Genomic DNA, 26,314 nt, shown 5'->3' with positions numbered 1-26,314 from the left:
CAGGCGCTGGCCAACACGCTGGCCGGGCTGCAGGCCGGCATCCTGTCCTTCGACGCCGCCGTCGGCGGGCTCGGCGGCTGTCCCTACGCCCCCGGCGCCACCGGCAACAGCGCAACCGAGGACGTCGTCGCCATGCTGCACGCCATGGACGTGGCGACCGACGTCGACCCCGCCGGCCTCCTCGATGCCGCCGCGCTACTCGCCGCCTGGCGCGACAAGCCCCTCGACAGCGCCGCCTGGCGGATCGCCATGTCCGGCTGCACGGAGGACAGAGCAAAGCCTATCACCACAGAACGCAGGGCAACGGCATGACGCAAACGTATCAGCTCTTCATAGACGGCCAGTATTGCGACCCGGCCGGCGGCGAATGGTTCGACACCATCAATCCTTATACCGGTGAGACATGGGCCCAGATTCCGCGGGGCGGCGCCGATGACGTCGACCGGGCGGTGAAAGCGGCGAAACGGGCGCTCGAGAACGGTCCCTGGGCGACGATGTCCGCCTCGGCTCGGGGCAAGCTGATGCGGCGGCTCGGCGATCTCGTCGCCGCGAATGCCGAGTGGCTCGCCGAAACCGAGGTGCGCGACAACGGCAAGCTCCTTGCCGAAATGGCCGGCCAGGTCCGTTATCACCCCGAGTGGTGGTACTATTTCGGCGGCCTTGCAGACAAGATCGAGGGCTCGGTGATCCCGGTCGACAAGCCTGATCTCCTGACCTACACGACGCAGGAACCGGTGGGCGTGGTGGCTGCGCTGACGGCTTGGAACTCGCCGCTGCTCTTCATCGCCTGGAAATGCGCACCGGCGATCGCAGCCGGATGCACGGTGGTCATCAAGCCGTCCGAATACACCTCCGCCAGCACCCTCGAATTCATGGAGCTGACGAAGCAGGCCGGTTTTCCCGACGGCGTCTTCAACGTCGTCACGGGCTTCGGTGCGGAAACCGGGGCGCGACTGGTCGAGCATCCCGACGTTGCCAAGATCACCTTCACCGGCTCCGACACTACGGGACGGGCAGTGTATCAGTCTGCCGCCAAGGGGCTGAAGCGGGTGTCGCTGGAACTCGGCGGCAAGTCGCCAAACATCGTCTTCGACGACGCGGATCTCGACGCGGCGGCTGCGGGCGTGGTCTCGGGCATCTTCGCCGCGACCGGCCAGACCTGCATCGCCGGATCGCGGTTGCTGGTCCAGAATTCGATCCGCGACCGGCTGGTGGACAAGCTCGTCGCCATGGGGCGGACCGCCGTGATCGGCAACCCGATGCTGCCGGACGTCAACATCGGTCCGGTGACAACACCGCCCCAGTACAAGAAGATTATGGACTACATCGACGTGGCGCGGGCGGAAGGCGCGCGTTGCGTGCTGGGCGGCCAGCGGGCTTGCGGTCCGGATCTCGACCGTGGGCTCTTCGTTGAGCCGACGATCTTCGTTGACGTGACCAATGACATGCGGATCGCGCAGGAAGAGGTTTTCGGCCCGGTGCTTTCGGTGATCGGCTTCGACGACGAGGCCGATGCGGTCCGGATCGGAAACGACGTGATCTACGGTCTGGCGGCCGGTGTCTGGACCAGGGACATCGGTCGTGCGGTTCGCATGACCAAGGCACTGAAGGCCGGAATGGTCTGGGTGAACACCTATCGCGCCGTCAGCTACATGGTGCCGTTCGGCGGCATCAAGAGCTCTGGTCTCGGGCGCGAAAGCGGCCTGCAGGCGATCGACGAGTTCCTGGAGACCAAGAGCGTCTGGATTTCGACCTCCGACACGCCGCCGGCCAATCCCTTTATCCAGCGATGAGCGTGCCCCCGATCCATCCGGACAGATGAGCTGACATCATCTGAGGGCGGCGCCAATACATTTGTCGCCGGCCGGCTGGATGGGCATGGAGGAATTCTGTTCAGGCGGGAGGTGATTCCATGGTCCATCCAGCAACATCCCAAGACGGCTCAAGGCTCGCCGGTCTCGCTATCGTGGCCGGCGGCTCCAGGGGCCATTCGTGAGCGTCCGCACCGTCTCGGTTTCTGCCGCGCCCTATGACGGCCACCCGCTGCCGCTCGTGCTCGACAGCCTTGCGGCATGCGGAGCGACCCATGTGGAACCGGCCTTCATCGTCGGTTACACCGAACCCTTCGACGAAACCGCCTTTGCTCCGGCCGAAGCTGACAGATATCGTCGCGCCATCGAGGCCAGCGGGCTGGGTTGCCGCGTCATGTCCTCGCATATCGATCTCGGCAACACCGATGCCGTCGATGTCTTCGCCGGCCGGATGGGGTTCGCCCGGGACATCGGGGCATCGATCATCCTCACCAATGCCGCCCGGCGCGCAAATTCGGCGACGTTCGAGGCGAATATTGCGGCATTGCTGCCATTGGCCGAAGAGCGTGACCTGATCATCGCGCTCGAGAATCCCGGCGACGGAAGCGACAATCTGTTCAACCTGGCCGCTGACGGCGTCGCCTTGGTCGAGCGCTTCGCCTCGCCTCGCCTCCGCCTGAACTACGATGCGGCCAACACCGCCTCGCATCGCCCGACCGTCGACGCCACCGCCGACGCGATCGCCGCGCTGCCCGCCAGCGCGCATATGCACCTGAAGGATGTCCGACGCACCGCCGAAGGCTGGTTCTTTCAGCCGCTCGGCCGGGGAGACATCGACATGCCGCGCCTGTTCGCCGCGCTTGCACGACATCGTCACCTGCCGGTCAGTCTGGAACTGCCCCTGCGGCTGCATCGCGGGCCCGACGCCCGGCCGGTGCGGCAGGCCGCGCCCGTGGCACTGGAGGCGATCGAACGGGCCGTGACAACGTCGATGGCTCTGATCCATGAGAGCCTGCCGGTATTCGCCGTTCGATGACCATGTCGGTGGTTCCCTACCCCGCCCCCACTTCGGCAAGAAGCCATTTGCGGAACCCCGCGATCTTTCCGACGCGGGCTCGCGAACGCAGATAGACGAGGCTATGGCAGGTCAGACGGGGGCCCGCATCGCCGAAGGGCAGCACCAGCCGGCCGGCGTCAATCTCGCGGTCGACGAGGAGGCGGCTCTCAAGGCAGACGCCGAGGCCGTCCAGGGCGGCACTGATCGAAAGAAACGAGCGGTCGAACCGCGATCCGCGCTCGAGATCGAGGTCGACGTCATTGTCGCGGGCCCAGTCATGCCAGCGATAGAGATTGACCTCCGAATGGATCAACGAATGACGGGCAAGATCTGCCGGTTCGCGGATGCCGTTCGGCCCCTCCAGAAGTGATGGCGCACAGACCGCGACGATGGGTTCGCGCGGCAGCGGTTCGATCGCCAGGCCTGCCGCCGGCAGCACGGTGCCGTAGCGAATGTCCAGATCGACGGCGCCGTGCGACAGGTCCACAGGCTCGCTGGACGCGTTCAGCCGAACGTCGAGGACCGGTGCCTGCGCGTTGAACCGCATGATCCGCGGCATCAGCCACTGGGTGGCAAGGCTTGGCACCGAATGGATGGTTAGGATATCCCGTTTGCCGCGACGGGTAAGGTCCCGTGTAGCAGCTTCGAGCTGTCCGAAGGCTTCGCCCACTTCGGCGGCATATCGCCGGCCGACATCGGTCAGGACGATGCGACGGTTGGTGCGGTGGAAGAGATCGGCGCCGACCTCCTTCTCGAGTGCGCGGATCTGGTGACTGATCGCCGAGGGTGTCACCCGCAGTTCCTCGGCCGCGCGCTGGAACGAGCCGAGACGGGCTGCGGATTCAAATGCCTGGATGGCCCGCAAGGGAGGAATTTCGCGCATCAGCGCATTTCGCCCCAAATTGCTTCGAGGAACAAGCCATACGGTCTCCGCGGATGAAAGCATGGCGCCGGTTGTGTGCGGGCATAGACATGGACCCCGCGCCGTCGATCGCGGCATCGCCGACTCATTGAGGACTCCGACCGAACGGGATATTCCGTGCCAGTCGCCCGGTCACAGACAGTGCCGCCGGACAAAGCCATCCAAGAACTCGGCATGTTCGGCAACCAGAACACCCTGTGCGCACCTAAGACCCTCAAATGGCGCCATACGGTTGATCGTCTAAAGGCCCTCTTTCCGGACCGTGCGAACGGAAGCGAAGAATATGTCCAGCCATGTGACCTCAACGCAACAGCGCATCCGACTGAAAAATCCCCCGCCCAAGCCCTTGATCTGCCCCCTCGACTGCCTCGTTACTCCGACACCCAATAACAGTTTTCCGGAAGTGAGAAACACCGTTCCGGTTCTCGATAACACAATCCAAGAAAAAATATCGATGACGTCGTCAACCATGTTGCCGATGACGTCGTCATCGATCCTGGAACGAACCGCCGGATCCGCTTATGTCTTGTGGAAGCGGAGGGTTGTGTGATCGATCAGAAGAAAAAGAGAACGCGACAGCGACTTGGCTCGCGTCGACAGCGTGAAAAAAACCGGGTGCTGGGGGTTCCCACGGGTTCGCGCATCGATCGGGCAATTGCATCGATTTTGTTGTCTGATGTGCTTCGCCCCTCGCATGAACACTCGGGCGAATGGCTGAGGAGCCAACTGGAAAGAGCTGTTGCCAAGGATTGTGGATCGGCGGCCGCGGCTCACGACGAAAATCGCAATCTGATCAAGGCCGTAAAGCAGCGGATTTCCTACCTTCTTGAGCAGCAGTCTCAAATGGTCTACTCGTTAGACTTTACGAGTAGCAGTCATCTCAGATATATCGGAGGTAAGGGGAAGAAAATCCGCTTTTGAAACAAATTCACCTTATTAAGCAAGATGGCTATTTGTCGATAGCCTGCCTTCCCGTTTGCGATGTGCTATGTATATTGGTCTCGTCGCCGAGTCGCACGCGACAGGGATCGCTCGACCCGCACCTTCCTTATCTCGACGCCCAGTGGGAAGCAGGCTGCCGGAACGGCGCCGAACTCTGGCGTCGTCTTCGCAGCCAAGGGTTCGGGGGCTCGCTGCGCGTTGTTGGCGAGTGGGCCACGCGGCGCAGACGATCAGAGCAGATCTCAGGATCCGAGCTTCGCAGGACCCCGTCCGCGAGAGGCATTGCCCATCTGATGACGCTGAAGCGAGATCATTTGAAGAAGACCGAGACGGTCACGGTCGCCGCGATCGAAGCCGGAGTGCCCCACCCTGGCCGAGGCGATAGAGTTGATCGACCGGTTTCATGCCATGATCCGCAGCCGAGAAGTCGGAGATCTGTCGTCCTGGATTCACGATGCTGAGCGAAGTTTGTTGGCGTCCTTCGCTCGCGGCATCCGGAAGGATGCATCCGCAGTGCAGCGCGCGATTACCGAACCGTGGTCGAACGGCCAGACGGAAGGCCAGGTGAACAAGCTCAAGCTCGTGAAGCGGCAAATGTACGGGCGCGCCAAGCTTGATCTCTTCGAGGCCCGCTTGCTCGGCGCCGCCTTATCGTCATCGAGAGTGCGTCAGAGCCCCGTTTGGACGCCGATTGACACACCAGCGACTGGCAGTTGGCGGTCTTGCCCAGCGTCGAAGCGTATTGCGGCGCTACTCCGACCGAATGATTCCCCTTATTCGGCAAGGTGGTGTCATCGATGACAAGATAGCTCTGCGGACCTCCCACCAACCGGTCCGCCTCCCGCAGCAGCGCCGCCTCCAATGGGGCACTGTCCCAGGTCCCGGCGGCGATGAAGTGGTGAAGCTGGTCATAGCCGACCGCGCCAGTGCGAGCCGCCATAGGTTGCACGCTCTTGCGGTCCCCGGGCCCGATCAGCCCAGCAATGTAGACCGGGCACATCTCGCGACGCTAGGCTCCAAGGCGGCGCCGGAAATCATTTCTAGCTCGGATGGATCGCTGACTGTCGGCTATCTCGACCGTAGAATCTGATTCGTTGCGTTCCTGAAAGCAGATGGCCTCCACCCGCAATTGCCGAGTGAAAAAACTCTATCCCAGGTTGCGAGCTTAGAAGTTACGACAGCGGTCGCGGCGGCGTGCAGGTCGGCTTCCAGCGCCACTGGCAGAACCGCGAGGACAGTTGCGATTGCGCGGATCATCGGCGCCTCAGAGGGGCCAGACGATCAGCAGCAGCGGGATGCTGACTGCCACCACCAGGACCTCGATCGGCAACCCGAGCTTCCAGTAATCGCCAAAACCGAAGCCGCCGGGGCCGAGGATCAGGGTGTTGTTCTGGTGACCGATGGGCGTGAGGAACGCGCAGGAGGCGCCGATCGCCACCGCCATCAGGAAGCTGTCAGGATTGACGCCGAGGGTAGCGGCGATGCCGATGCCGATGGGGCACAGCACGGCAGCGGTTGCGGCATTGTTCATCACGTCAGACAAGAACATGGTGGTGACCAGTACCACCACCAGCGCCGCGACAGCATTGCCTTGCGCGACAGTCTCAACCAGAAAACCCGCCAACACGTCCGCCGCCCCCGTGGTCTGCATCGCGCCGGCGACCGGTAGCAGCGCCGCCAGCAGAACGATCACCGGCCAGTCGATGGCAGTATAGACCTGTCGTGGCGGCACGGTGCGCAACAGCATCGAGACGGTTACCCCAAGAGTGAAGGCCGCGGCCGCAGGCAACAGTCCTACCGTCACGATGCCGACCGATCCCAGCATAATCGCGCCCGCGATGATCGCCATGCGCCTGTCGGGGATGCGCAATTCGCGTTCACCCAGCGGTACGCAGCCGGTATCGTTGATGAAGTCGGCCATCACCTCGGCCGGACCCTGCATCAGCAGAAGGTCGCCGGATTTCAGCCTGAGCATACGCAGCCGCGCCTTTGGCGGTTGTCCTTCCCGCGAGACGGCCAACAGGTTAAGCCCGTAGCGCGTGCGCAGCCGCAGGTCGCTGGCCGATCGCCCGACGATGGTGGACCCTGGCAGAACAACCAACTCTCGCAACACGATATCCTCGTCGCGCTTCGGACTGTCCTCCGCATTGTCCTCGACCATGCGGTTCCTGCCCTTGACCCCATCCGTACGGACCGCGTGCGCTAGTTTCTTATCCGGAGCGTCCTCCTTCCTCTTCCTGTCTTTTGAGGGCGACCCCTGCTCCTCCAGCTTGATGCCGAAAACCGACAGCGCGTCCGCCAAGGCGTCGACATCGGCCAGCATCACCAGAATGTCGTCCGCACGGATGCGTCGTCCGCCGTGGGGCGCGGTCATGCGCACCTCGTTGCGAACAAGCCCGACGATCTGCGCCCCAATATCCTCGATTTCGCGCTCAAAAGCGCGCAGGGTCAGCCCGGCGGCCTTGCTGTCTTTCGGCACGCGCACCTCGGTCAGATAGGACCCCGTTTCAAACTCGCCGTCGGCCGTCGACTTGCGCGCCGGGACGAGGCGCCACCCGATCAGGACGACGAAGACCACACCCACCAGGGCCACAGCCACCCCCACAGGGGCGAAGTCGAACATGGCGAAATGCCCCAATCCTGCCTCTTCTCGGAATCCTGAGACGATCAGGTTCGGCGGAGTGCCAATCAGCGTGGTCATGCCGCCAAGGATGGTTGCGAAAGCAAGCGGCATCAGCATCTGCCCAGGTGTCAGATCCAGCCTTCCCGAGAGTTGCACCGCAATCGGCATCAGAAGTGCCATCGCTCCGACGTTGTTCATGAACCCTGACAGCACCGCGCCGAGCCCGATCAGCGCGGCCATGCTGGTCAGCCGACCGGCCTCGCGCGGCAATACCGCACGGGCGAGCCAGTCCACGGCACCGGTGTTCTGCAACCCTTGGCTGAGGACCAGCACGCAGACCACCGTGATCACCGCCGGATGGCCAAAGCCTGCAAATGCATCGGCAGCAGGAATCAGCCCCCCAACGACGCAGGCCATCAGCGCCACGAGCGCCACGATGTCATGCCGAAGCCGTCCCCAGAGGAATAGCGCCATGGCGGCGGCGAGGATGGCGAAAATGAGCATCTGGGGGGTAGTCATGGGGCGGCCTTCGGGTTGCGGCGACAGCGGGACGGGCCGCATCTGGCTTTGGCTGTGGATCCGCGCCCTTGGTGCGGCAACTATCGTGGCAAGTCTTCTTCAGCCGGCTGGCGCACTTCGAGCGGGCCGCCCGGAGACTCCTGCGAGGAGCAGCCCTCCTTCCCTACTTCGGCCGATCGACAAACCGCAACGGGCCGATGGGCCGCACCGTGCTCGCTTGCGGGCTCTTCTCGCTTTCGCCGGTCTGAACCAGCAGTTCGACCGGATCGTCCCTCTTCAAGTCGGCGAAATCGGCGTCGACAACGCTGTTCTCGTGGAATATATGACGCGATGATCCGTGGCGATGATCTGCGATCGTGTCCCATACCCTTGCCCGGGATAGATCTCGGCTATGCGCCCCTGAAGCGACACCGCACGTTCACTGGGCTCGCCTCGCAGACGCTCGAAGATCCGCTTGCTCGTGTGGCGCTGATTGGTCGGCGCCGACCCATCCGCCTCCAGGATCGCGTCATCACCGCAAGCAGCACTCCCAGCTTCGTCTTCGTCACCGGCTTGGTCCGCGTGTAGTAGCCCGGCGGGCAGCGAGAACCGGCACATCCTCGAAGTCGTCCGCGGCTCAGCTCAATGACGGACCGCATGACGCTGTCTGTCGCCCTCGATGAAGACAAACCCAGCGCGATGGAGAGCTCCGGGAGAATACGTACTGGTCCAGAATTCCATGCTAAAGTGTGTGCTGCGACTTAGTAAGTGTCACCCGTCAGAACCGCTCCGCCCGAAGCACCTTTGCGTCTGAGACGCTCACCACGCCGATATGTCGTTCGACTACGGCGAAAGCGGCTTCAAGAAGCGCATCCAGCCGCTCAGGGCGGATCAAGCAAATGACGGCAATCATTCGGCTACCACGTCCGATATGGCCTTCGCGATGAAGCTCCTCGGCCTCGCGCGAACGTTCGCCGATTCCGCAAAATAGGCTGACGCCATCGTATTCCGCGACCATGTTGTGGATCATCTCGATGATCAGCCCGTCTTACCCCCGCCGGCGCCGCCGAAGAGCCCGGCCTTGCCGCCGCGCTCCAAGGGCCTCAGTAGGTCGATCGCCTTGATCCCGATTTCGAAGATTGCGCCCTCGAGACGGCGCTCTGACAAAGGTACAGGCGCGCGCAAGATCGGCCGGCGGAGCATGTCGCCCAGGGGCGGACCATCATCGATCGTCTCGGCGAAAACGTTGAACATCCGCCCCAGCACGCCTTCTCCGACGGGCACGTCAATGGGACCCGCCGGTGTCGCGCACCGCAAGGCCGATGCGCAGGTCAGGCGAGGGGTTCATAGACCGCGGGCGATAGTTTCGCCCGGCAGGCTGGCGACCTCGATAACGATCTCGGGATCGGTCAGCGTAGCAAGTCGGGTCGTGATCGCCGGAAGCGCCCCTCGAACCGAATATCGGCAATGCCACCGCCCAGTTTCACGATGTTGCCGATGCGCATGTCGCGTTCCGTCATCGTCTGCTTTCCTGACGCTGTTACCGATCATGATCACGCATCGCACGCCAAGGAGACCGTGTTTTCGAACAAGCGAGCAGAAATGGGGGAACCGAACCGAGATAGACCGGACCGGCGGTGCAGCCTATCGTGATCGACGATGAATGAGAATCGAAGCGAGCTCCCCACTCTCGACCGGGCTGGGCGTCGCAGCGTTGCCGCAGCCCGGCGCGGGGGATTCTGCCGGAAAAAAGAGAACATGCCGGGCCATGTGGCTTATGACCCGGTACGATAGGATTATGCGAAATGTCGGAAGAAGCTGATCTCAATCGCGACGAAGAACAGCAGGTGGACGAGTACGAGAAAGTCCACTCTTCGGTCATCTTCGAGGCCATCCGCCGGGAGGGCGAGCACGAGCTTTCACGTCCCTTCAGCGCGCTCTGGTGGTCCGGCGTCGCAGCAGGGCTGGCGATCAGCACATCAGTTCTGAGCAAAGGGTTCCTGGCATCGATCCTGCCTCCTGCGAACTGGGCGACGGGCATCTCGAACCTGGGCTACACGGTCGGGTTTCTAATCGTGATCCTCGGGCGGATGCAGCTTTTCACTGAGAACACGATCACACCGATCCTGCCGCTGTTCATCGCGCCGACGTGGCACAAGTTCAATAAAACAGTTCGGTTGTGGGGCATCGTCTTCGCGGCCAATATGGTGGGTTGCGCCGCCGCAGCCCTGATGCTCGTCTTCGGCCACATTCTGCCGGACATCAGGCTTGAGGGCATCCTGTCCGTCTCGCGCCATTACGCCGAGGCGACGCCGCTCGAACACTTCACATGGGGAATTCCCGCAGGGTTCCTGATCGCCGCCCTGGTATGGATACTGCCGCGCATGGAAAGTGCGGGAGAGGTCATGATGATCGTGGTTGTCACCTACATCATCGGGTTGGGGGGCATGTCGCACGTGGTTGCGGGGTCGACCGAGTTGTTCATTCTCGTCGCGCGCGGCGAACTGGGGATTGGCGTAGCTGTTTTCGGGGGCATTCTGCCCGCCTTTGCCGGAAATGTTTTGGGCGGCACCGGTATCTTTGCCGCGCTGACCTACGCCCAGGTGCGCGAGGAAGTCTGAGGCGCTGGTATGCTGACAGCTGCTGGAGCCTGTCCAGACCGCGGGCCAAGACGATTCCAAGCGCCGCGATGAGAGCGAAAGCCAGCAGCAGCGGGGCGGAGCCGAAGCGATCTGCCGCCAGACCGAAGAGACCGTCCGCCATCCGTGCGGCGCCAATCAGGGTGTTGGACAGGACGGTATAGCGGACGCGGACAAGTCTTCCGCCATGTCGGTCAGGTGCAGCATCCGGCCCGCTCGCACGCCCTCATAGGCGATCTGCGCGGCGAAGATCGCGGCCGCGGCGCAGACTGCCCCGCCGAGGCCACCAAAAATCAAGCCGCCCCCCGCAACGCTCCTGCAGCCCGTTCGCCTCAACAAAGCGCCAATAGGCGGCCGCGGTCGTGGCAAAACCTTCGGGCACGCGGATTCCGGACTCCCGCAGATTTCGGATCATCTCGCCGAGAGAGGCGTTCTTGCCGCCGACCCGATCTCCATCGCGCCGCCCGAGTTCAGTAAGCTGCAGCACAAGTTCGGTATCGCTCATATGATCTTTTTCTCCTGCTCCGCAGGGGCGGCTTCCTTCTGGACGCGCTCCTGCTCGCGCTCGCGTTCGCTGCGGTCGGGCTTGGCCTCGGGAACGAGGCGGAATGTGAACGACTGGCCCGGACTCATCTCGCGGGTTCGGCCGCGATAGGAAATCGTGACGGGATGGGCCGTCGCGACACGGCTTGAGACGGTCAGGCATTCCTGCGTGATCTTGAGATCCAGGATCTGCCGACGGTAGCGCACCGTGGCGTCCAGCCTCTGCACTTCGTCGGGCAGGCGCGGGTTCAGCATCAGGACACCTGATCGGGTCTCGATCCCCGTATAGCAGCGCTGGATGAGATCCACCGTTCCCGCCATTGCGCCGAGATGGATGCCCTCCGGGGTCGTTCCGCCCTGAATGTCGAGGATGTCGCTGTCTAGAGCCTTGAGCGCCAGCTGCCACGATCGCTGACGGTCGGCGCGGGCGAGAACCCAGGCATGCGTCAACCAGCTCAGCGTCGAGCCGTGCGACGTCCGCTCCACGTAGTACTGGATGTTGCGGAAGATCAGCTCGGGGGGGAATTCGTGCCCCAGCCTGTTGAAGATCAGCTCGATCTCCTCGCGGCTGAACAGATAGAAGATCATCAGCAGGTCGGCCTGCTTCGACACCTTGTAGTCGTTCGGGTCTTCGCCCTCGGCCTCGAGGATGCGGTCAAGGCGCTGAAGGTTCTGGTATTTCTCGCCGAACTGCTTCCAGGGAAACTCCTTCAGCGTCTCGTAGCCTTCGAACTGGCTGATGATCCCGTCATCCCGGATCGGAATGAACAGGTTCCGGCTGACCTCGTCCCAGCGCGCCAGTTCCTCGTCCCCAAGCCCGAGCTTGTCGCAAAGCCGTACCTTGTGGTCGCTCGGGATCAGGTCGAGCACGTCGACGGCGCGCGAAAGAAGCCACGAGACCATCAGGTTGGTATAGGCGTTGTTGTCCAGCCCGCCGGCCGTGGCCGGATCCGCGCCCGGATAGGCGGTGTGGAACTCGTCCGGTCCCATGACGCCGCGGATGCCGTAGCGCCCGTCCGACCGCCTTTGCGCAATGCTCGACCAGAAGCGCGCGATCTCAAGGAACAGCTCGGCCCCGTAGTCGCGCAGGAAGTCGCGATCGTCGGTCGCCTCGACATATTCCCAGATATTGTAGCAGATCGCGGCGCCGATGTGCCGCTGGCGCCAGCTGTTGTCAGGGAGCCAGCGGCCCGATTTCGGGTTCAGGTGAATGCGTTGCGTTTCCTCGCGCCCGTTCGAACCGCTCATCCATGGGAACATGGCGCCGCTGAATCCGGCCTCGCGCGCGGCGCGGCGCGCCTCGTCGAGCCGCCGATAGCGATAGCGCAGCAGCGCGCGGGTCAGCACCGGCATGCGGAGCGTCAGATAGGGAAAGATGAAGAGCTCGTCCCACATGACGTGGCCGCGATAGGCCTCTCCATGCCAGCCGCGGGGCGGCACACCGACATCCATGTCGACCGAGTGCACCGATGCCGTTTGCAGAAGGTGGAAGATGTGCAGCCGGAGCTTGAGCTGCGCGTCTTCGTCCGCCGTGGTCTCGATGCGGATGTCGCACTGCTCCCAGAGACGGGCCCAAGCCTGGATGTGCTCGTCTTTGAGCTCGCGAAAGTCGTGCGCGTGCTGCACGTGGTTCACAGCCTCGAGCAGCGGCTCGCTGATCGCGTTGTCCTGCGAGTTGAAGTAGGCGGCGATCTTCTCCGTCCGGATGGGTCGACCCTCACGCGCCTCGACCTCAAACTCCTGGGTGGCGATGTCGGCCAGCGTTTCGGTTCGGGCTACGGCGACATGCGCACCGTCCACCTCGACCGATGTGCGCGCCGCCAACGCGATCTCGCGCCGCGCCTGCCGCATCCGGGCGCGGACCGCCAGAACACCGGTGTCGCTGCAGAGGCTGTCGAGCGTCTCGATATGCCGCCCGTCCAACGCGCGGTAGCGTGCGACGCCCCAGTTGACGACGCGCGAATCGATGGCCGTGCGGAGCGTCATCGCTCCCGACCAGTTCTCGGGCGTCACGGTCACCGACAGCGCTGCCAAATGCGGGTCGTGCATCGAGACGAACCGCCTCTCGTCCCAGCGCGTGACCCGCCCCTCGGCGTCCCGGAACCGCAGCATCCGTGAGAGTATCCCCTGGCGCAGGTCGAGCGTCTGGCGGTAGTCGATCTGGTCGACGCCGTCCGGCGTGATCCATTCGCCGCCCTCGATCCGCAGCATCAGCGGCAGCCAGTTCGGCAGGTTGACCAGATCCTCGTTCTCGATCTCGTGCCCGGCGACGTTCGAGACGAGGCGATTGTAGCCGCCCGCCAGATATGTGCCCGGGTAGTGCACGTCGTCCGCAGCCGTATCGGGCGCGCAGCCGCGCGACACGATGTAGCCGTTGCCGAGCGCGCAGAGGGTCTCCCGGAGCCCCTCCTTCTCCGGCTCGTAGCCGTTGTAGACGAGCGACCAGGCCGTCATTCCTCCGGCTCCGCGATCCGCGCCGCAAGCCAGCCGAGGAACCGGCGGACATCCTGCGCATCGTCCAGCGCGTAGTCCGCCGTCGTGATCCGGTCAGCGCCCCGGACGACGATCGCAATCCCGCGGCCGGACAGCGCTGCAAACGCATCCTCGTCGGTCAGGTCGTCGCCTATGTAGAGCGCCAGCGCGTCGCCCTCACCCAGACGCGTGTTATCCAGCAGCCACTCGACCGCGTTGCCCTTGTCCCATTCGGCGCGTGGCTGAATCTCGAAGACCTTCTTGCCGCGACTTTTGCGCAGTTTCGGCTGCCGCCCGACAACGGCGTCGACGGCCCGCTCGACCGTCTCGAAGTCGGTCTCGGCGACCTTGCGGACATGCACCGCGATGGAGAACGTTTTGCGCTCGATCTGCGCGCCGCCAATGCCGCGGATCGCGTCTTCGAGGTCGTTCCCGGCGGCCTCGATGGGCGACAGGAACTGTCCGGCCTGCTCCGGCCGCTCGTGCAAATCCCCCGGGCCTGCGATGTCAAAGCCATGACTGCCGGCATAGAATACCTGCTCCAGCCCGACCCGGCCGCGAACGTCGCTCAGGTCGCGCCCGCTGACGATCGCCGTCGGGACGCGCGCAGCAAGTTGCCCGATCGCTTCGACCATCTCGCCGCAAATGTCCGCCTTGCTGAAATCCTCGACGATCGGAGTGAGCGTACCGTCGTAGTCCAGGAAAACCGCCAGTCGCCGACCGCCGATCCGCGCCTCCAGATCCTGCTGGCGGTCCCAGACGGTCGGGATCCGGTCGAGGGTCCGAAGGCCTGCGCCGTCGTCGGTCAGCAGTTGCCGCAGGTCGCGCACGACGAGGTCGGCGCCATAGGTACGAAGGGCATGCCCCTGTGTCCGGGCGCCCGCGATCTGCCGGTTGATGCCGACGACAAGCGAGAAACGTCCCCTCGCGCCGGCTTCGACGCCTGAAAGCGCGTCCTCGACGACCGCGACCTCGTCCGGCGCGCAATCGAGCCGTCGCGCGGTCTCGACCAGCATCGCCGGGTCGGGCTTGCCCGACAGCCCCAACTCCCCGGCATCGACGCCGTCGACGACCGTATCGAACAGGTTTCGCACGCCCGCGCTGTCGAGCACGCGCCGCGCGTTGCGGCTGGCTGAAAACACGCCGATGCTCATGCCGCAGTGCCGCAGCGCAGCCACGAGTGCCCGAGCGTCGTCGAAGGCCGGGACCGCGTTGCGGTCGAGCCAGTACTGGAAACGATCATTCTTCAGCTTGCCGAGACCACGCGAGGTCGCGTCGCTCGGGTCGTCGGCGTCACCGACCGGCAGATCGATTGCACGGGAGGCGAGAAACCGGCGAATGCCTTCATGGCGCGGGACGCCGTCGACATGGGCGATGTAATCCTCTCTCGTGAAGGGGCGGAACCCGCTGGGACCATCGGCAACGTTCCGCAGCAGATCGTCGAACACCTCCTTCCATGCGGCGAAATGCGCATCGGCGGTGTTCGTGACGACCCCGTCCATATCGAGAATGAACGCCCGGATCCCCTGGTGATCCTGTTTCGTCATCCGCATTTTCCCGCATCGATAAGTCTCGGGCGCAGACATCGCCGGCATGGGCTTCACCGGCATTGATGTTGATCAATGCTCGCACAGTTCGGGGGCATTAAGAGCAGTCTCCAGGCGGGCTCGCGCTACCGGCCATTCTATTGCCGCGAAACGATAGATCACCCGATTGAATCCTGACGCTCCACGCGTACGAGACCCTCCGTCCACTCTGCGGCCAGAACTAAGACGAAAGCGGCAACGATGACTGAGACCGGAGCGTCGGGGCAGAACTGCTGCGGGAAGCCGGAGATTGGCCCCCGTGAATGCTGCGCCGGAAACGATGCAGGTGATCGACTTGGAGGAGTGCGCAGCTCGGCGCCTACAGGCCGCCGTGGATGAGAGACAAACCGAGGCGATAGCGGGCGGAAAGGAAACCAATCATGGCAGTACGCGTAGCGATCAACGGGTTTGGCCGGATCGGCCGGGCGGTACTGAAGATCTCGGAGGACACGCCGGAACTGGAGGTGGTCGCGATCAACGACATCGCCGGCCCGGATCAGCTCGCCTATCTGCTGAAATACGATTCCGTCTACGGCCGCTTTGAGCGCGAGGTCACTCAGGCCGACGGCAAGCTGGCGGTCGGCGGACGGGAGATTGCTGTCTTGAACGAGAAGGATCCATCGAAGCTTCCCTGGCGCGAAATGGACGTCGAACTGGTGTTCGAGTGCACCGGAATTTTCAAGACCAGAAACGATCTGGAAAAACACGCCGAGGCCGGGGCACGGAACGTGCTGCTCTCGGCGCCAGCCAAGGGAGAGGACGTACCCTTCATCGTGCCCGGCGTGAACGAAGCTGATGGCGAACCCATTCTCTCGACGGCAAGCTGCACGACAAACTGCATCGCGCCGGTGATCGAGATCATTGGCCGCCGGATCGGGCTCGCGAAAGCCACGATGACCACCGTGCACGCTTACACGGCCTCGCAGAATATCATCGACGGGCCTGCAAGCAAATGGCGGCGCGGACGCGCGGCGGCGCTCAGCTTCATCCCCACGACCACCGGCGCCGCCAAGGCGACCACCAAGGCGCTCCCCGAGTACGAGGGGCGTTTTGACGGTGTCGCCATCCGCGGCCCCGTGCCGGACGGCTCTATCGCCGACATCACCGCGGTCACGACGCGAAAGACCACCATCGAGGAAGTCAACAGGATCTTCGAGGAGGAGGCAGCGAGCGACCGCTACAACGGCATCCTCGGTGTGAACCACGACCCGATCGTCTCGGCGGATATAATCAAGGACCCGCACGGCTCGATCGTCGACCTGACCATGACCCAGGTGGTGGACGGCGACCTGCTCAAGGTCATGGCTTGGTATGACAACGAATGGGGCTATGCGGCGCAGATGGTTCGACAGGCCGTTCGCATGGTCGCGCATTAACAGAACAGTAGCGGACGGAGTATCGCGCATGGCGCGTTTGACTAAAAAGGTCGCGCTCGTGACGGGTGGATCGCACGGCATCGGTGCGGCGACCTGCGAGATGATGGCACGCGAGGGCGCCGCGGTCGCCGTCACGGACATTGCGGACGAGGACGGGGAGCGGTTGGCCGAGAGCATCCGCTCTGATGGTGGGAATGCACGCTACTGGCATCTCGACGTCGGCGACGAGGCTGCCGTCGCCCGGGTCTTCGGCGATGCCGCAGACACCTTCGGCAAGCTCGACGTCGTGGTGAATAACGCCGGCATCTCCGGCGACAACAAGCCGACGGATGAGTTGACCGCGGAGGAATGGGACAAGGTGATGAACGTCAACGTTCGCGGCGTCTTCTTCTGCACCAAGCACGCCATTCCGCATCTGCGTAGCGCCGGCGGAGGGAGCATCGTCAATCTCTCGTCGATCTACGGCATCATCGGCTCGCCGGACATTCCGGCCTACCATGCCTCCAAGGGCGCGGTGCGGCTGATGACCAAAACCGACGCGCTGTTCTACGCCAAGGAGAAGATCCGGGTGAACTCGGTGCATCCCGGCTTCGTCTGGACCCCGCTGGTCGAGGACCTAGCACGGCGTTCTGGCGAGGACGTGGAGGCGTTTCGGCGCAGCCTCGACGAGCGCCACCCGGTCGGTCATGTCGGCGAGCCAAACGATATCGCCGCAGGCATCGTCTACCTCGCTTCGGATGAGGCCAAGTTTGTCACTGGCAGCGAACTGGTGATCGACGGCGGTTACACGGCGCGGTGAGCCGAAACGGCACCGGCCGCGGTGAGTGGCGCGCGCCGGTCGGCGCTTCGAATCCTCTCGGGAGGGCGAGCCTGACGGATGCCGCGTCTGGTCATGCTACATGGGGCCAGCAGTTTCTCATCATGCTTTCCAAGTCCCTCATCATCGAATCCTACAAGGCATGCCGTGGCCGCGCGATCGCCGAGCGGACATATCACGGCCACGACTCCACGAGTGCAGTGGTAGTCCTCGGCGAGAGACAGCTCAACCGGCCCGAAAGAGTCTGGGGACCGGCCAGCGCCGCATGCCGAGCGCGCCGGGTCAGCGAAACGGACGGACTATGCCGAGGTCTTGGAAAGGACGGAGCGCAGGATGAAAGCGTGCGGTGGCAGTAACCGCTTCGACCAGACGGAGGACACCAAATGAACGATCGACCTGTGGATCGCCGAGATCAAGCGCCATCGTCGACCCGCGCCGAAGAAAGCACGGAGGCGGCGTTCAGTCGAACGGTCGAGGACGTCGTGGAGAGCCTGCGGGTCGATCCCGGGCAAGGGCTCTCGGATGAGGAAGTCGCGCGCCGCCGCGAAAAGCATGGCGAGAACCGGCTGCGCCGCGCCGTCCGCAAAAGCGTTTGGGCAGTCCTGGTCGACCAGTTCAAGAGCCTGATTTTTGCGCTGCTTGGTGCGGCCGCGGCGCTCTCGTTCTTTCTCGGCGAATTCATTCAGGGCACCGCCATCCTGATTGCCGTCTTGATCAACGCCGCGATTGGCTTCTTCACCGAGCTCAGAGCAATGCGCTCTATGGAGGCGTTGCGCGAGCTCGAGCGCGACACGGCACGCGTGCGGCGTGACGGCAAGGAGCGCGAGGTCGAGTCGGCCGAACTGGTCCCCGGCGACCTCGTACTGCTTGAGGCCGGCGAGGTCGTCCCGGCCGATCTGCGCCTGATGGAGACGTCGAACCTGCAGGTGAACGAATCGGCGCTGACCGGCGAATCCGTGCCCGTCGGCAAGACGACGGAGGCGATCGAGGGCGATCCCCAGCTCGCCGACCGCGAGAACATGGCGTTCAAGGGGACATCCATCGCGATAGGCTCGGGCATCGGCGGCGTCACCGGCACCGGTATGAACACCGAACTCGGGTCCATCTCGCAGATGGCCGAAGAGGCGGAAGAAGCAAGGAGTCCGCTCGAGCAGCGCCTAGACAAGCTGTCCCAGCGACTACTCGTCGTCATTCTCGTCATCGCCGCCGTTACTGCCCTCATCGGCGTTGTACGCGGTCGCGACTTGATGCTCATGATCGAGACTGGTGTCGCCCTGGTTGTCGCTGCCGTTCCCGAGGGGCTGCCAATCGTCGCCTCGGTCGCGCTCGCCCGCGGCATGTGGCGGCTTGCCCGGCGCAACGCGCTGATCGAGCGCCTAACCGCAGTCGAGACGCTCGGCGCCGTAACCGTGATCTGCTCCGACAAGACCGGGACCCTGACTGAAAACCGGATGGCGCTGTCCAGGATCAGGATTGCAGCCGGCGAGGTCAGTATCGGCGAGGGCGAAAATAGCTTCGCGCTGGACGACGAGCACATCGATCCGGGCGACCACGCCGCGCTAAAGGCTGCACTGGAGGTCAGCGTACTCTGCAACAGCGCCGTCCTGGATGAAGGCGACGACGAAGAGCGGCGGGGCACCGGCGACCCGATGGAGGTGGCGCTTCTCGAGGGCGGTCGGCACGCCGGACTCGATCGCGAAGAGCTCGTCGGACGAATGGAAGAGGTTCGGCGCGAGGAGTTCGATCCGGACGTGAAGATGATGGCCACCTATCATCGGGTGGACGAGGGTGTCCTGATCGCCGTGAAGGGCGCGCCCGAGGCGGTGCTCGAGGTCTGCGCGCGCGTGCTCGGCGACGATGACGAGCCCGAGGACCTTGACGAGGAAGCGCGCAATCGATGGCAGGGATTGAACGACGAGCTTGCCGGAAAGGGACTTCGTGCATTGGCGCTCGCACAGAAGCGGGTTCCGGACGAAAGCGCAGGACCCTACGAAGACCTCACCCTGATCGGCCTTGTCGGTCTGCTGGATCCACCACGATCGGAAGTGCGCGATGCGGTTCTGGAGTGCCGCAGGGCCGGCATCCGAGTTGCAATGGTCACCGGCGACCAGCCAAACACCGCCCGCGCGATCGCCGCCGCAGTGGGGCTTGTAGATGACTCTGACGATGTGCGAGTGGTCGAGGGCAAGGACATGCCTTCGGCAGAGAACAAGCTCACGGAGGAGGAGCAGAGCCATCTGCTCAACACGCCGATTTTCGCCAGGTTCAATCCGGCGCAGAAGCTCGACCTCATCCAGATCTACCAGGATGCGGGCTTCGTCGTCGCGATGACGGGCGACGGCGTGAACGACGCGCCGGCACTGAAGAAGGCGGACATAGGCGTCGCCATGGGCCAGCGCGGCACCGAGGTCGCACGCGACGCGGCCGACATGGTGCTGCTCGACGATTCCTTTGCGACCATCGTCGCGGCGGTGAAACAGGGCCGCACCATCTTCGGCAATATCCGCAGGTTCGTCGTTTACATGCTCTCGGGCAATACGGGCGAGATATTCGCCGTGTCTCTGATGGCCCTGCTGAACGCGCCGCTGCCGCTGCTGCCGCTGCAGATCCTCTACATCAACATCGTTTCCGACGTCTTTCCGGCCCTGGCGCTCGGAGTCGGCGAGACCGCCGGCGATGTCATGAAGCGGCCTCCCCGCGATCCGAAGGAGCCGATCCTGACCCGCCGAATCTGGGGGGTGATCGGCGGTTATGGCGTGTTGATTGGCGCGTCCGTCCTGATCGTCTTCTGGCTCGCATTCGAGTTCGGCATGAGCCGTTACGAGGCCGTCACGGTGTCGTTCCTCACTTTCGGGTTTGCCCGCCTGTGGCATGTCTTCAATATGCGCGACGCGGACTCACCGGTCTTTCGCAACGAGATCACGACGAACCGCTATGTGTGGATCGCCATCGGCATCGGTATCGCGCTGATGCTGGGCGCCATCTATCTGCCGGTTCTCGGTCCGGTGCTGAACACGGTGCCGCCGGACCTCCAGGGCTGGACTCTGATCGTCTGCGGCAGCCTGGCGCCGCTCGTCATCGGCCAATTGCTCAAGTTGCCGGGGCCGCAATCGTTGTTTTCGCGGCTGTTCAGCCGCTGAGGGATGCTGTCAAAGGGTCCGAACCTGAGCAGGTGCCGACTGAATATTGCTGCGTCTCGGGACGAGACGATTCCACCTAGTCCTGCGCCGCGGCCTCGCTTTGGAGTTTGGCCTGCTGCGCCGGTTTCATCCACTTGTCTCAACACGCGTGGCGGCCGCCGCGCATCCCGTCGCCGCGGTGGCGCTGGTGAGTTTCGGGGGGCCCGCCGCCTATGCATTCGCCCTTCTTCACGGGGCGGGAAACGGCATCCTCACCATCGCGAAGGGCACGCTGCCGCTGGCGCTGTTCGGATCCGCGGGATACGGGCGGCGGATCGGCTGGCTCGACGCACCCGCTCGCGTCCTTCAGGCGGCGGCGCCTCTAATCTTCGGCGCTGCGCTGACGGCCTGGGGCGTTCGGCGATCTGGCTGACCGCGGGGATTGGCGTCGCCTCGTTCATCGCTCTGCTTGTCTTCACAGGCCCCTGAAAGCCGAAGGGCAGCACCACGGTTATCAGGAGACCCACGACCGAGGCCGGCTTGATCCGTGCCGTGAACGTCGTCACGGCGGCCTCGCCACCTCTCGCGATCAGCGCCCGGCGCGTCAGGAGACCCGCGATCAGGGGAATGACGATGTATAGGACGACCGACAGGATCAGCGTCTCCCACGGCACGCTGATGTCGGTCACGCCCAGAAGCAAGGCCACAATCGGCGCGAAGGCCACCACCATGATCAGGTCGTTCACCGAGACCTGCACCAGCGTGTAGTTGGGGTCGCCTTTCGTCAGCTGTGACCAGACGAAGACCATCGCCGTGCAGGGCGCGGCGCCGAGCAGGATCAGCGCCGATCCAGCTTGCCGAATTCGCTGTCCAGAAGGGCGCGGACCTTTTTTGCCGCGCCGCGCAAGGCCGCGTCCACGTTGGCGTCATTGTGGGTGACGGTCTGCGGCTGCATCCCCTCGGGCCGCGCCTCGACGGTGCAGCGAATATCGTCTGCCCCTCCCTTGGCGCCGTTCATATCGGCCAGATGCACCTCGATCCGTGACAGTCGGTTGGTCAGATGCCCCAGCGCCGACTTGACAACCGTTTCGGCCACCTCGGCCAGTCGGTCATCGCCTTGAATATTAGAGTCGGTATTCAGTTGGAACTGCATGTCGGTTCTCCTGTGTGTGATCACCTAACATGAACAACCATGAAGATGACTGATCCAGCGCAAGTCCGCCTGCACGATCAGTAACAAGCCTGCGCCTTGATAGCGTCGGCGAGGATTCAAAGCTACCGACAATGCCCTCCCCTCGCGAAACCATTCTTGCCGCCCTGCACGCGCGGCTTTCGGCGCTGCCCGCCGCCGCGCTCCGCGGCGACGTCCTGCCCGAGCGCGTGCCGGCCGATGGACTGCTGATCCTGCGCGACGGCGAGCCGGGGGAGCCCGAGGTGACGCTGTCGCCGCTCGCGTACCATTATCAGCACCGCGCGGAGATCGAGACGGTTGTGCAGGGCGCCGACCGTGACGCCGCTTTCGACACGCTGACCGCCAGCATCGGCGCGGCACTCGCCGCCGACCGTACGCTGGGCGGGCTCTGCGACTGGGTCGAGGCCGAGGCACCGGGTCCTGTCGATCTGCCAGTCGAGGGCGCGACGAGCCTGAAGGCTGCCGTGATCCCGATCGTCCTGCACTATTCCACGGCCGATCCGCTCGGCTGATCCCGACAACCCGAGGAGAACGCCATGGCACGAGCCCAGGGGGCGCGGGCGCTGATGGCGCTTGCGTTCGAGACGACCTATGGAACCCGCGAGCGGCTTCACCCGCATGCCCTTCGCCAGCACCTCGCTCGGCGCGGAGCAGCCGCTCCTGAACTCGGATCTATTGGGCTACGGCCGCGATCCGCTGGCGCCGATCAAGGACGCGGTGACGGCGGACGGCGATGTCGTGGTGCCGCTCGACGCAGAGGCCTTCGGGTTCTGGCTGAAGGCGGCCTTCGGCACCCGACGACGATCGGCGCGGTGGCTCAGTACAGCCACGAGTTCCAGTCGGGGTTGTGGACGTTGCCCAGCATGTCGATCGAGACCGGCATGCCCGAGGTGCCGCGCTACGCGCGGCCAGGAGACCGAACTGCCGCAGGCGCTGAAATGGCAGGTCGCCCGTGCCGACGAGGATTACGACGCGGCCCTCGTCGAGGCGCGGCGCTTCACCGTGGACACGACGCGCATCGCGTCCGAGAGCTTTCCAGTGGCGGTGCCGCCCGAGGAGGCCGAGCGCCGCTGCCGCCGTGCGCTGATGGAAGCGTGGGTGGGTCGGGAGACGGCGGCGTTCCGCCTGCCGCCCTCGCAGCTCGCGCTGGATCCGGCTGATGCGATCCGACTGGAGCATGACGGGCGACTTGTCGATCTGCGGCTCGTCTCCATCGCCGACGCCGAGGCGCGTGGCATCGAAGCGGTCCGCCAGGATCGGGCGACCTACGATCTGCCACCCGGCGATCCCCGCGCGGCGTCGCTACCCGGGCTGCCTGCCGCAGCTGACCGAGGACCAGCCCGCGCATCGGCCGCTGGTCGTCGCGCACGCGGTTCCCTGGCCCGGTGAGATGGCGGTCTTCCGCAGCCCCTCGACCGATGGCTTCGAGCTGCTGACCACGTTCGGCAGCCGGGCCCGGATCGGGGCGCTCGTGTCGGACCTCTATGCGGGCCCCACTTCGGGCTTCGATCTCGAAAACGCGCTAGTGGTCGATCTGCTGACCGGCACGCTGGAAAGTGTCACCGACCTGACGCTGTTCGGCGGGGCAAACGCGCTGGCGGTGGAATCCGCGCCGGGTGTCTGGGAGATCGTACAGGCGGGCGCGGCCGAACTGCTCGCGCCCGGTCGGTATCGTCTGACCCGGCTCCTGCGCGGCCAGTGCGGCACCGAAGGCGCGATGGGCAACCCGACACCCACTGGCACGCGGGTCGTGGTGCTGGACAGCGCCGCCCCGCACGTTGGACGCTGATCCCGTAGATCTCCGCGGCCATCCCTGGGGCGCGGTCTCCACCCGGAGCGTGGCGCCCCTGTCGCCCACGTTCGACACGATCGGCCCCCTCACCCATCACATCGACGATGCGCGGCTGATCTTCGAGGCCATGCGAGAACCTGAGACTGGACCGCGCGAGAGGCAGGCATCGTCAGGCATCGTCAGAACGCCCCAACGCGCGGAACTGGACCCGCTGGCACCGAGCGTGGCCGCAACCTTCCTCGCCAGCATCGCTGCCCTGTCCGAACAAGGCTTTTCGGCGCAGCCCCTCGTCCTGCCTCGCAAGCTCGTCGACTACCAGTCCGACACTGGTGCCATCATGGCAAAGGAAGCTTATGACGCTCTGCGGCATCTGGTGGACAATCCGGACCTGCCGCTGGACCCGGCCGTGCGCAGCCGCGTCCGGGCAAGGCGCCGGCATCAGCGACGAAGCCTATGACGCGCTGGTGGCCGCACGGCGCGATGCACTGGAGAGGCTCGACGATCTCCTCGGCGACGGCGACGTCATCCTGCTGCCGGCGACATCCATGCCCGCCTGCCCGTTGTCCGATGTCGACGAGACGCTGTTCCCGATGTCTCGGCTGACGCGGCTCGCCAACTATCTGGACCTCTGCGAGATCTCGGTGCCGGTCGCCACGACCGCGGACGGGTTGCCCATCGCCATGCAAATCTGCGCGCGAAGCGGCCGGGAGGATCTAGCGATCGCAGCGGCTAGCACGCTACAGGCCGCGATGCAGCTGGGCATTTTTCCATCTGAGAACCAACCGCATGCCAGATAACAGCTACTACGAGACATTGAGGCGCTGCGCGCGTCTGGCATGGGCGCGACGGCGATCGCAAATGCCGTTGGATGCTCCCGGATGCAGATCTACCGAATACTGACGACAACGCCTCCACCGGACGAAGTGCGAACGTTTAATCGGGGGCCGTGGGCGTGTTGTGGGCGTGTCCCGCGAGCTTGCGATAGCTGCCCCGGTCAGGCAGGATTCCGAGCCATGTCTCTGTTCCCATCCGATACTGTATGCCTAAGCGAGGCAGAGGCGGCGTGCCTCGAGGCGATCCGGTCTGGCGCCGATACGAAGACCCGTATTGCCCTGCGCGTTCAGCTTGATCTCGTTCAGACCGATGCCGCCCTTGGTCGTCTTGCCTCCGCAGGATTGGTCGAGAAGCGTCAACGAAGACTGTGTCTCGCGCCGATTGGAGCGGAGGTTGCAGTCGTGGTTGCGCCGGAAGGCGAACGACAGCGAGGCCGAAAGCGCCGGAGAAAGCCCGGCCCATCGGGTCAACGTCTTCTAGATCTTCTCGGGCGCCCACGGCGCGGAATAGACCTTGCCGAGGAACTCGGCCTTAGTCCCCAGCGCATCCATCAGCTGGCAGTGTGCTTGGCGGCACTGGATCTGGTCCGCATAGGTGACCCGGACCGCCCGCTGCACATATTGGCTCGCACCGACGATCCATCTCTCTTGCTTCGAGTATCAGAAGAGGCGGTGCTTTCCGCATTCCCAGAGACAGACGGCACGACGATTTCGAAGATTGCTGGGGCGACCCACAGGCCGCCGGCAGAGACAGCGTCGGTGATCGAGTCCCTTGTTGAGAAGGGACTTGTCGAAATCGCAGGCCGATCCCGCGACGCCGCTCTGCATCGGTTGACGCCGGCAGGCCGCGGAAACGGCCAACGCAATCCTGCTGCCCGGACAGCTGACCTGCCGGCGTTGCCGGTTAGATCGGACCGGGTGCGGCAAGTGCTGGCGCACCTTGTTCGACATGGGCCCGCCAGGACTCGTAGTATCGCCGAGGAACTCGAGATCCCGCGCATCTCTATGAACGCGCTGATGCAGTACCTGAAACGTAAGGAGCTCGTTCGGAAGACGGCCGACGAATTGCACGCGCCCTATGAGATCACCACAGCGGGCCGAGAGACAGGGCGAGCCCTTGAGGCCAAATTCTGCGGTTGAAACGGAGCACACAGAGCAGCTGGCGTCGATTATTGGGTCAAGCCCACAGGAGGCAGTCTTTTGTCCGTGGCACGAGCGGCTGGCGATAGCCGATACGCGTCGTGAGCGCAGTGCCGTGACGCGCTCGCGCGTCCGTCGGTGGCCGTGGCCGGTGACGAGGTCATCCGGTTCAGGATGCAGGCGAAAAGATCGTCATTGACGATCCGAACGAAGAGGCTGATGGCTGCGATGATGCTCGCCGAGGTGCTGTTGCGCTGACCTCGAACGGCGTTTCGGCAGGCGAAGTTTGCGCCCGCGCTCCGCACTATCGATCTTCGTTTATCGCCCAACGCGATGGCTTCGAGGTCTTCCAAGAGAAATACGGCGCCAAATATCCCAAGGCCATCGAATGCCTGGCGAAGGACCGCGATTCGGACGTATACGGTTTCGCCGCTTTCGGCTGGACTGCTTGCAGGAACCAGACAAGCCAAAGCGCCAGGACGGTGAGAACGAGGCGTAGATTGTGGGCGGCGGCCACGAGGAGTGCGTTGATGGCGTCGCCAGCATGGCCGAGGAGGAAGTTGCGGTCCAGTCGCCCATCGGTCTTCATGTGCCCGATGGTGGCCTCGATGGCCGATCGTCGTTTCAGTTCCCGTTTCATCGTGGCGGTCAGGCCGCGTTTGCTGCCGGCAATCATCACCGAGCCCGAGCCGGCATAGTCGTGACCGCGATAGCCCTTGTCGACGTAGATGCGGGCTGGATCAACACCGCCGATCTCCACCGCCTGGTCGACGGTTGCTGCGAGCGCGAAGCGCACGCGCGCTCGACATCCATGCGAGCGGAGGCTGTCGGGCACAGCAGACTAGAGCGTCGGGCGATTAATCTGCAACGCAGCCTGCAGCTTTGAAATAATTCCAGCATTCGTCGGATGTGAAGAGGGCGCAGATATCGCCGACAGCGCGCCAGAGATCAT

General features: G+C 64.2%; 22 protein-coding genes and 7 pseudogenes. 16 read left to right on the top strand and 13 right to left on the bottom strand.

Annotated elements, in window-relative coordinates:
• From VQ042_RS19970 to VQ042_RS19960, 3 genes and pseudogenes are all read left to right on the top strand, one after another.
• Positions 1-312, top strand: a pseudogene (locus VQ042_RS19970) (hypothetical protein); the annotation flags it as partial.
• A complete protein-coding gene (locus VQ042_RS19965) occupies positions 309-1,793 on the top strand; it encodes an aldehyde dehydrogenase (RefSeq protein ID WP_331822062.1) in 1,485 nt (494 codons plus the stop codon). The pseudogene VQ042_RS19970 and the gene VQ042_RS19965, both read left to right, overlap by 4 nt.
• A gap of 199 nt (positions 1,794-1,992) precedes the next feature.
• Positions 1,993-2,847: a sugar phosphate isomerase/epimerase family protein gene (locus VQ042_RS19960; protein WP_331822061.1), complete on the top strand. Its 855-nt coding sequence runs from the start codon at positions 1,993-1,995 to the stop codon at positions 2,845-2,847.
• A gap of 16 nt (positions 2,848-2,863) precedes the next feature.
• On the opposite strand, the gene gcvA is transcribed toward VQ042_RS19960, so the two are convergent.
• Positions 2,864-3,751 carry a transcriptional regulator GcvA gene (gene gcvA / locus VQ042_RS19955; protein ID WP_331822060.1) on the bottom strand — a complete coding sequence of 296 codons (888 nt, stop codon included), beginning with the start codon at positions 3,749-3,751 and terminating at the stop codon, positions 2,864-2,866.
• Between the two features lie 585 nt (positions 3,752-4,336).
• Between gcvA and VQ042_RS19950 the strand changes: the two genes are divergently transcribed.
• Both VQ042_RS19950 and VQ042_RS19945 read left to right on the top strand, forming a co-directional pair.
• Positions 4,337-4,711 (top strand): hypothetical protein, encoded by a 375-nt coding sequence (locus tag VQ042_RS19950; protein ID WP_331822059.1) that lies wholly within the window; start codon positions 4,337-4,339, stop codon positions 4,709-4,711.
• Positions 4,712-4,803: 92 nt separating this feature from the next.
• Positions 4,804-5,374, top strand: a pseudogene (locus tag VQ042_RS19945) (transposase); the annotation flags it as partial.
• Between the two features lie 54 nt (positions 5,375-5,428).
• On the opposite strand, the pseudogene VQ042_RS19940 reads toward VQ042_RS19945, so the two are convergent.
• From VQ042_RS19940 to VQ042_RS19920, 5 genes and pseudogenes are all read right to left on the bottom strand, one after another.
• Positions 5,429-5,741, bottom strand: a pseudogene (locus VQ042_RS19940) (transposase); the annotation flags it as partial.
• A gap of 255 nt (positions 5,742-5,996) precedes the next feature.
• Complete coding sequence (locus tag VQ042_RS19935; protein WP_331822058.1) at positions 5,997-7,874, bottom strand: SLC13 family permease; 1,878 nt, start codon at positions 7,872-7,874, stop codon at positions 5,997-5,999.
• A gap of 426 nt (positions 7,875-8,300) precedes the next feature.
• Positions 8,301-8,594 (bottom strand): annotated as a pseudogene (locus VQ042_RS19930) (hypothetical protein); the annotation flags it as partial.
• A gap of 37 nt (positions 8,595-8,631) precedes the next feature.
• Positions 8,632-8,883, bottom strand: coding sequence for a transcriptional regulator (locus tag VQ042_RS19925; RefSeq protein WP_331822057.1), 252 nt, complete (start codon positions 8,881-8,883; stop codon positions 8,632-8,634).
• Positions 8,884-8,891: 8 nt separating this feature from the next.
• On the bottom strand, positions 8,892-9,119 hold the full coding sequence (locus tag VQ042_RS19920; protein ID WP_331822056.1) for a hypothetical protein: 228 nt from the start codon (positions 9,117-9,119) through the stop codon (positions 8,892-8,894).
• 539 nt (positions 9,120-9,658) lie between these two features.
• Here VQ042_RS19920 and VQ042_RS19915 point away from each other — a divergent pair.
• Positions 9,659-10,474: a formate/nitrite transporter family protein gene (locus VQ042_RS19915; protein WP_331822055.1), complete on the top strand. Its 816-nt coding sequence runs from the start codon at positions 9,659-9,661 to the stop codon at positions 10,472-10,474.
• Between the two features lie 244 nt (positions 10,475-10,718).
• On the opposite strand, the gene VQ042_RS19910 is transcribed toward VQ042_RS19915, so the two are convergent.
• The 3 genes from VQ042_RS19910 to otsB are packed head-to-tail and all read right to left on the bottom strand — an operon-like array spanning position 10,719 to position 15,009.
• Entirely contained in the window at positions 10,719-10,997 is a 279-nt protein-coding gene (locus tag VQ042_RS19910; RefSeq protein ID WP_331822054.1) for a PEP/pyruvate-binding domain-containing protein, read from the bottom strand.
• Positions 10,994-13,489, bottom strand: a complete 2,496-nt coding sequence (locus tag VQ042_RS19905) for a glycoside hydrolase family 65 protein (RefSeq protein ID WP_331822053.1) — start codon at positions 13,487-13,489, stop codon at positions 10,994-10,996. The genes VQ042_RS19910 and VQ042_RS19905 overlap by 4 nt, the downstream gene beginning before the upstream one ends.
• Positions 13,486-15,009 (bottom strand): trehalose-phosphatase, encoded by a 1,524-nt coding sequence (otsB, locus tag VQ042_RS19900; protein WP_331822063.1) that lies wholly within the window; start codon positions 15,007-15,009, stop codon positions 13,486-13,488. The genes VQ042_RS19905 and otsB overlap by 4 nt, the downstream gene beginning before the upstream one ends.
• 464 nt (positions 15,010-15,473) lie before the next feature.
• Here otsB and gap point away from each other — a divergent pair, with 464 nt between their 5' ends.
• The 3 genes from gap to VQ042_RS19885 all read left to right on the top strand — a co-directional run bounded on the left by gap (position 15,474) and on the right by VQ042_RS19885 (position 20,426).
• On the top strand, positions 15,474-16,469 hold the full coding sequence (gene gap / locus VQ042_RS19895; protein ID WP_331822052.1) for a type I glyceraldehyde-3-phosphate dehydrogenase: 996 nt from the start codon (positions 15,474-15,476) through the stop codon (positions 16,467-16,469).
• A 28-nt stretch (positions 16,470-16,497) separates the two neighbouring features.
• Positions 16,498-17,268 carry an SDR family NAD(P)-dependent oxidoreductase gene (locus tag VQ042_RS19890; RefSeq protein WP_331822051.1) on the top strand — a complete coding sequence of 257 codons (771 nt, stop codon included), beginning with the start codon at positions 16,498-16,500 and terminating at the stop codon, positions 17,266-17,268.
• A 401-nt stretch (positions 17,269-17,669) separates the two neighbouring features.
• The gene (locus VQ042_RS19885; RefSeq protein WP_331822050.1) at positions 17,670-20,426 is read left to right on the top strand and encodes a cation-translocating P-type ATPase; all 2,757 of its coding nucleotides are present in this window, start codon (positions 17,670-17,672) and stop codon (positions 20,424-20,426) included.
• A 455-nt stretch (positions 20,427-20,881) separates the two neighbouring features.
• Here VQ042_RS19885 and VQ042_RS19875 read toward each other — a convergent pair.
• Together VQ042_RS19875 and VQ042_RS19870 are read right to left on the bottom strand one after the other, a co-directional pair.
• Positions 20,882-21,253 (bottom strand): annotated as a pseudogene (locus VQ042_RS19875) (arsenic resistance protein); the annotation flags it as partial.
• Positions 21,244-21,558, bottom strand: a complete 315-nt coding sequence (locus VQ042_RS19870) for an HPF/RaiA family ribosome-associated protein (protein WP_331822049.1) — start codon at positions 21,556-21,558, stop codon at positions 21,244-21,246. The gene VQ042_RS19870 and the pseudogene VQ042_RS19875, both read right to left, overlap by 10 nt.
• Before the next feature lie 131 nt (positions 21,559-21,689).
• Between VQ042_RS19870 and VQ042_RS19865 the strand changes: the two genes are divergently transcribed.
• From VQ042_RS19865 to VQ042_RS19840, 6 genes and pseudogenes are all read left to right on the top strand, one after another.
• Positions 21,690-22,109 carry a hypothetical protein gene (locus VQ042_RS19865; RefSeq protein ID WP_331822048.1) on the top strand — a complete coding sequence of 140 codons (420 nt, stop codon included), beginning with the start codon at positions 21,690-21,692 and terminating at the stop codon, positions 22,107-22,109.
• 79 nt (positions 22,110-22,188) lie between these two features.
• On the top strand, positions 22,189-22,986 hold the full coding sequence (locus VQ042_RS19860) for a phage tail tube protein (protein WP_331822047.1): 798 nt from the start codon (positions 22,189-22,191) through the stop codon (positions 22,984-22,986).
• Position 22,987: 1 nt separating this feature from the next.
• Complete coding sequence (locus tag VQ042_RS19855) at positions 22,988-23,386, top strand: GTA baseplate fiber-binding domain-containing protein (protein WP_331822046.1); 399 nt, start codon at positions 22,988-22,990, stop codon at positions 23,384-23,386.
• Complete coding sequence (locus tag VQ042_RS19850; protein WP_331822045.1) at positions 23,376-23,846, top strand: hypothetical protein; 471 nt, start codon at positions 23,376-23,378, stop codon at positions 23,844-23,846. Before VQ042_RS19855 ends, VQ042_RS19850 begins: the two co-directional genes overlap by 11 nt.
• 7 nt (positions 23,847-23,853) lie before the next feature.
• Positions 23,854-24,186: an amidase family protein gene (locus VQ042_RS19845; protein WP_331822044.1), complete on the top strand. Its 333-nt coding sequence runs from the start codon at positions 23,854-23,856 to the stop codon at positions 24,184-24,186.
• Positions 24,187-24,201: 15 nt separating this feature from the next.
• Positions 24,202-24,282, top strand: a pseudogene (locus tag VQ042_RS19840) (helix-turn-helix domain-containing protein); the annotation flags it as partial.
• A gap of 150 nt (positions 24,283-24,432) precedes the next feature.
• Here VQ042_RS19840 and VQ042_RS19835 read toward each other — a convergent pair.
• The gene (locus tag VQ042_RS19835) at positions 24,433-24,693 is read right to left on the bottom strand and encodes a hypothetical protein (RefSeq protein WP_331822043.1); all 261 of its coding nucleotides are present in this window, start codon (positions 24,691-24,693) and stop codon (positions 24,433-24,435) included.
• Between the two features lie 96 nt (positions 24,694-24,789).
• Between VQ042_RS19835 and VQ042_RS19830 the strand changes: the two genes are divergently transcribed.
• The gene (locus VQ042_RS19830) at positions 24,790-25,362 is read left to right on the top strand and encodes a helix-turn-helix domain-containing protein (RefSeq protein ID WP_331822042.1); all 573 of its coding nucleotides are present in this window, start codon (positions 24,790-24,792) and stop codon (positions 25,360-25,362) included.
• A 456-nt stretch (positions 25,363-25,818) separates the two neighbouring features.
• On the opposite strand, the pseudogene VQ042_RS19825 reads toward VQ042_RS19830, so the two are convergent.
• Positions 25,819-26,146: pseudogene (locus tag VQ042_RS19825) on the bottom strand (transposase); the annotation flags it as partial.
• Positions 26,147-26,314 lie beyond the last annotated feature (168 nt).

The sequence above is a fragment of the Aurantimonas sp. A2-1-M11 genome (assembly GCF_036549475.1).
GTDB lineage: Bacteria > Pseudomonadota > Alphaproteobacteria > Rhizobiales > Rhizobiaceae > Aurantimonas.
This window is presented reverse-complemented; position numbering and strand designations above follow the sequence as displayed.

Excerpts from the sequence above, each read along its gene's own strand:
- VQ042_RS19915 (WP_331822055.1), top strand. The coding sequence starts at position 9,659 with ATGTCGGAAGAAGCTGATCTCAATCGCGACGAAGAACAGCAGGTGGAC.
- VQ042_RS19925 (WP_331822057.1), bottom strand. The coding sequence starts at position 8,883 with ATGATCCACAACATGGTCGCGGAATACGATGGCGTCAGCCTATTTTGC.
- gcvA (WP_331822060.1), bottom strand. The coding sequence starts at position 3,751 with ATGCGCGAAATTCCTCCCTTGCGGGCCATCCAGGCATTTGAATCCGCA.
- VQ042_RS19910 (WP_331822054.1), bottom strand. The coding sequence starts at position 10,997 with ATGAGCGATACCGAACTTGTGCTGCAGCTTACTGAACTCGGGCGGCGC.
- VQ042_RS19885 (WP_331822050.1), top strand. The coding sequence starts at position 17,670 with ATGAACGATCGACCTGTGGATCGCCGAGATCAAGCGCCATCGTCGACC.
- VQ042_RS19855 (WP_331822046.1), top strand. The coding sequence starts at position 22,988 with ATGGCGGTCTTCCGCAGCCCCTCGACCGATGGCTTCGAGCTGCTGACC.
- VQ042_RS19865 (WP_331822048.1), top strand. The coding sequence starts at position 21,690 with ATGCCCTCCCCTCGCGAAACCATTCTTGCCGCCCTGCACGCGCGGCTT.
- VQ042_RS19965 (WP_331822062.1), top strand. The coding sequence starts at position 309 with ATGACGCAAACGTATCAGCTCTTCATAGACGGCCAGTATTGCGACCCG.
- VQ042_RS19935 (WP_331822058.1), bottom strand. The coding sequence starts at position 7,874 with ATGACTACCCCCCAGATGCTCATTTTCGCCATCCTCGCCGCCGCCATG.
- VQ042_RS19860 (WP_331822047.1), top strand. The coding sequence starts at position 22,189 with ATGGAACCCGCGAGCGGCTTCACCCGCATGCCCTTCGCCAGCACCTCG.
- VQ042_RS19905 (WP_331822053.1), bottom strand. The coding sequence starts at position 13,489 with ATGACGGCCTGGTCGCTCGTCTACAACGGCTACGAGCCGGAGAAGGAG.
- otsB (WP_331822063.1), bottom strand. The coding sequence starts at position 15,009 with ATGGACGGGGTCGTCACGAACACCGCCGATGCGCATTTCGCCGCATGG.
- gap (WP_331822052.1), top strand. The coding sequence starts at position 15,474 with ATGGCAGTACGCGTAGCGATCAACGGGTTTGGCCGGATCGGCCGGGCG.
- VQ042_RS19870 (WP_331822049.1), bottom strand. The coding sequence starts at position 21,558 with ATGCAGTTCCAACTGAATACCGACTCTAATATTCAAGGCGATGACCGA.
- VQ042_RS19890 (WP_331822051.1), top strand. The coding sequence starts at position 16,498 with ATGGCGCGTTTGACTAAAAAGGTCGCGCTCGTGACGGGTGGATCGCAC.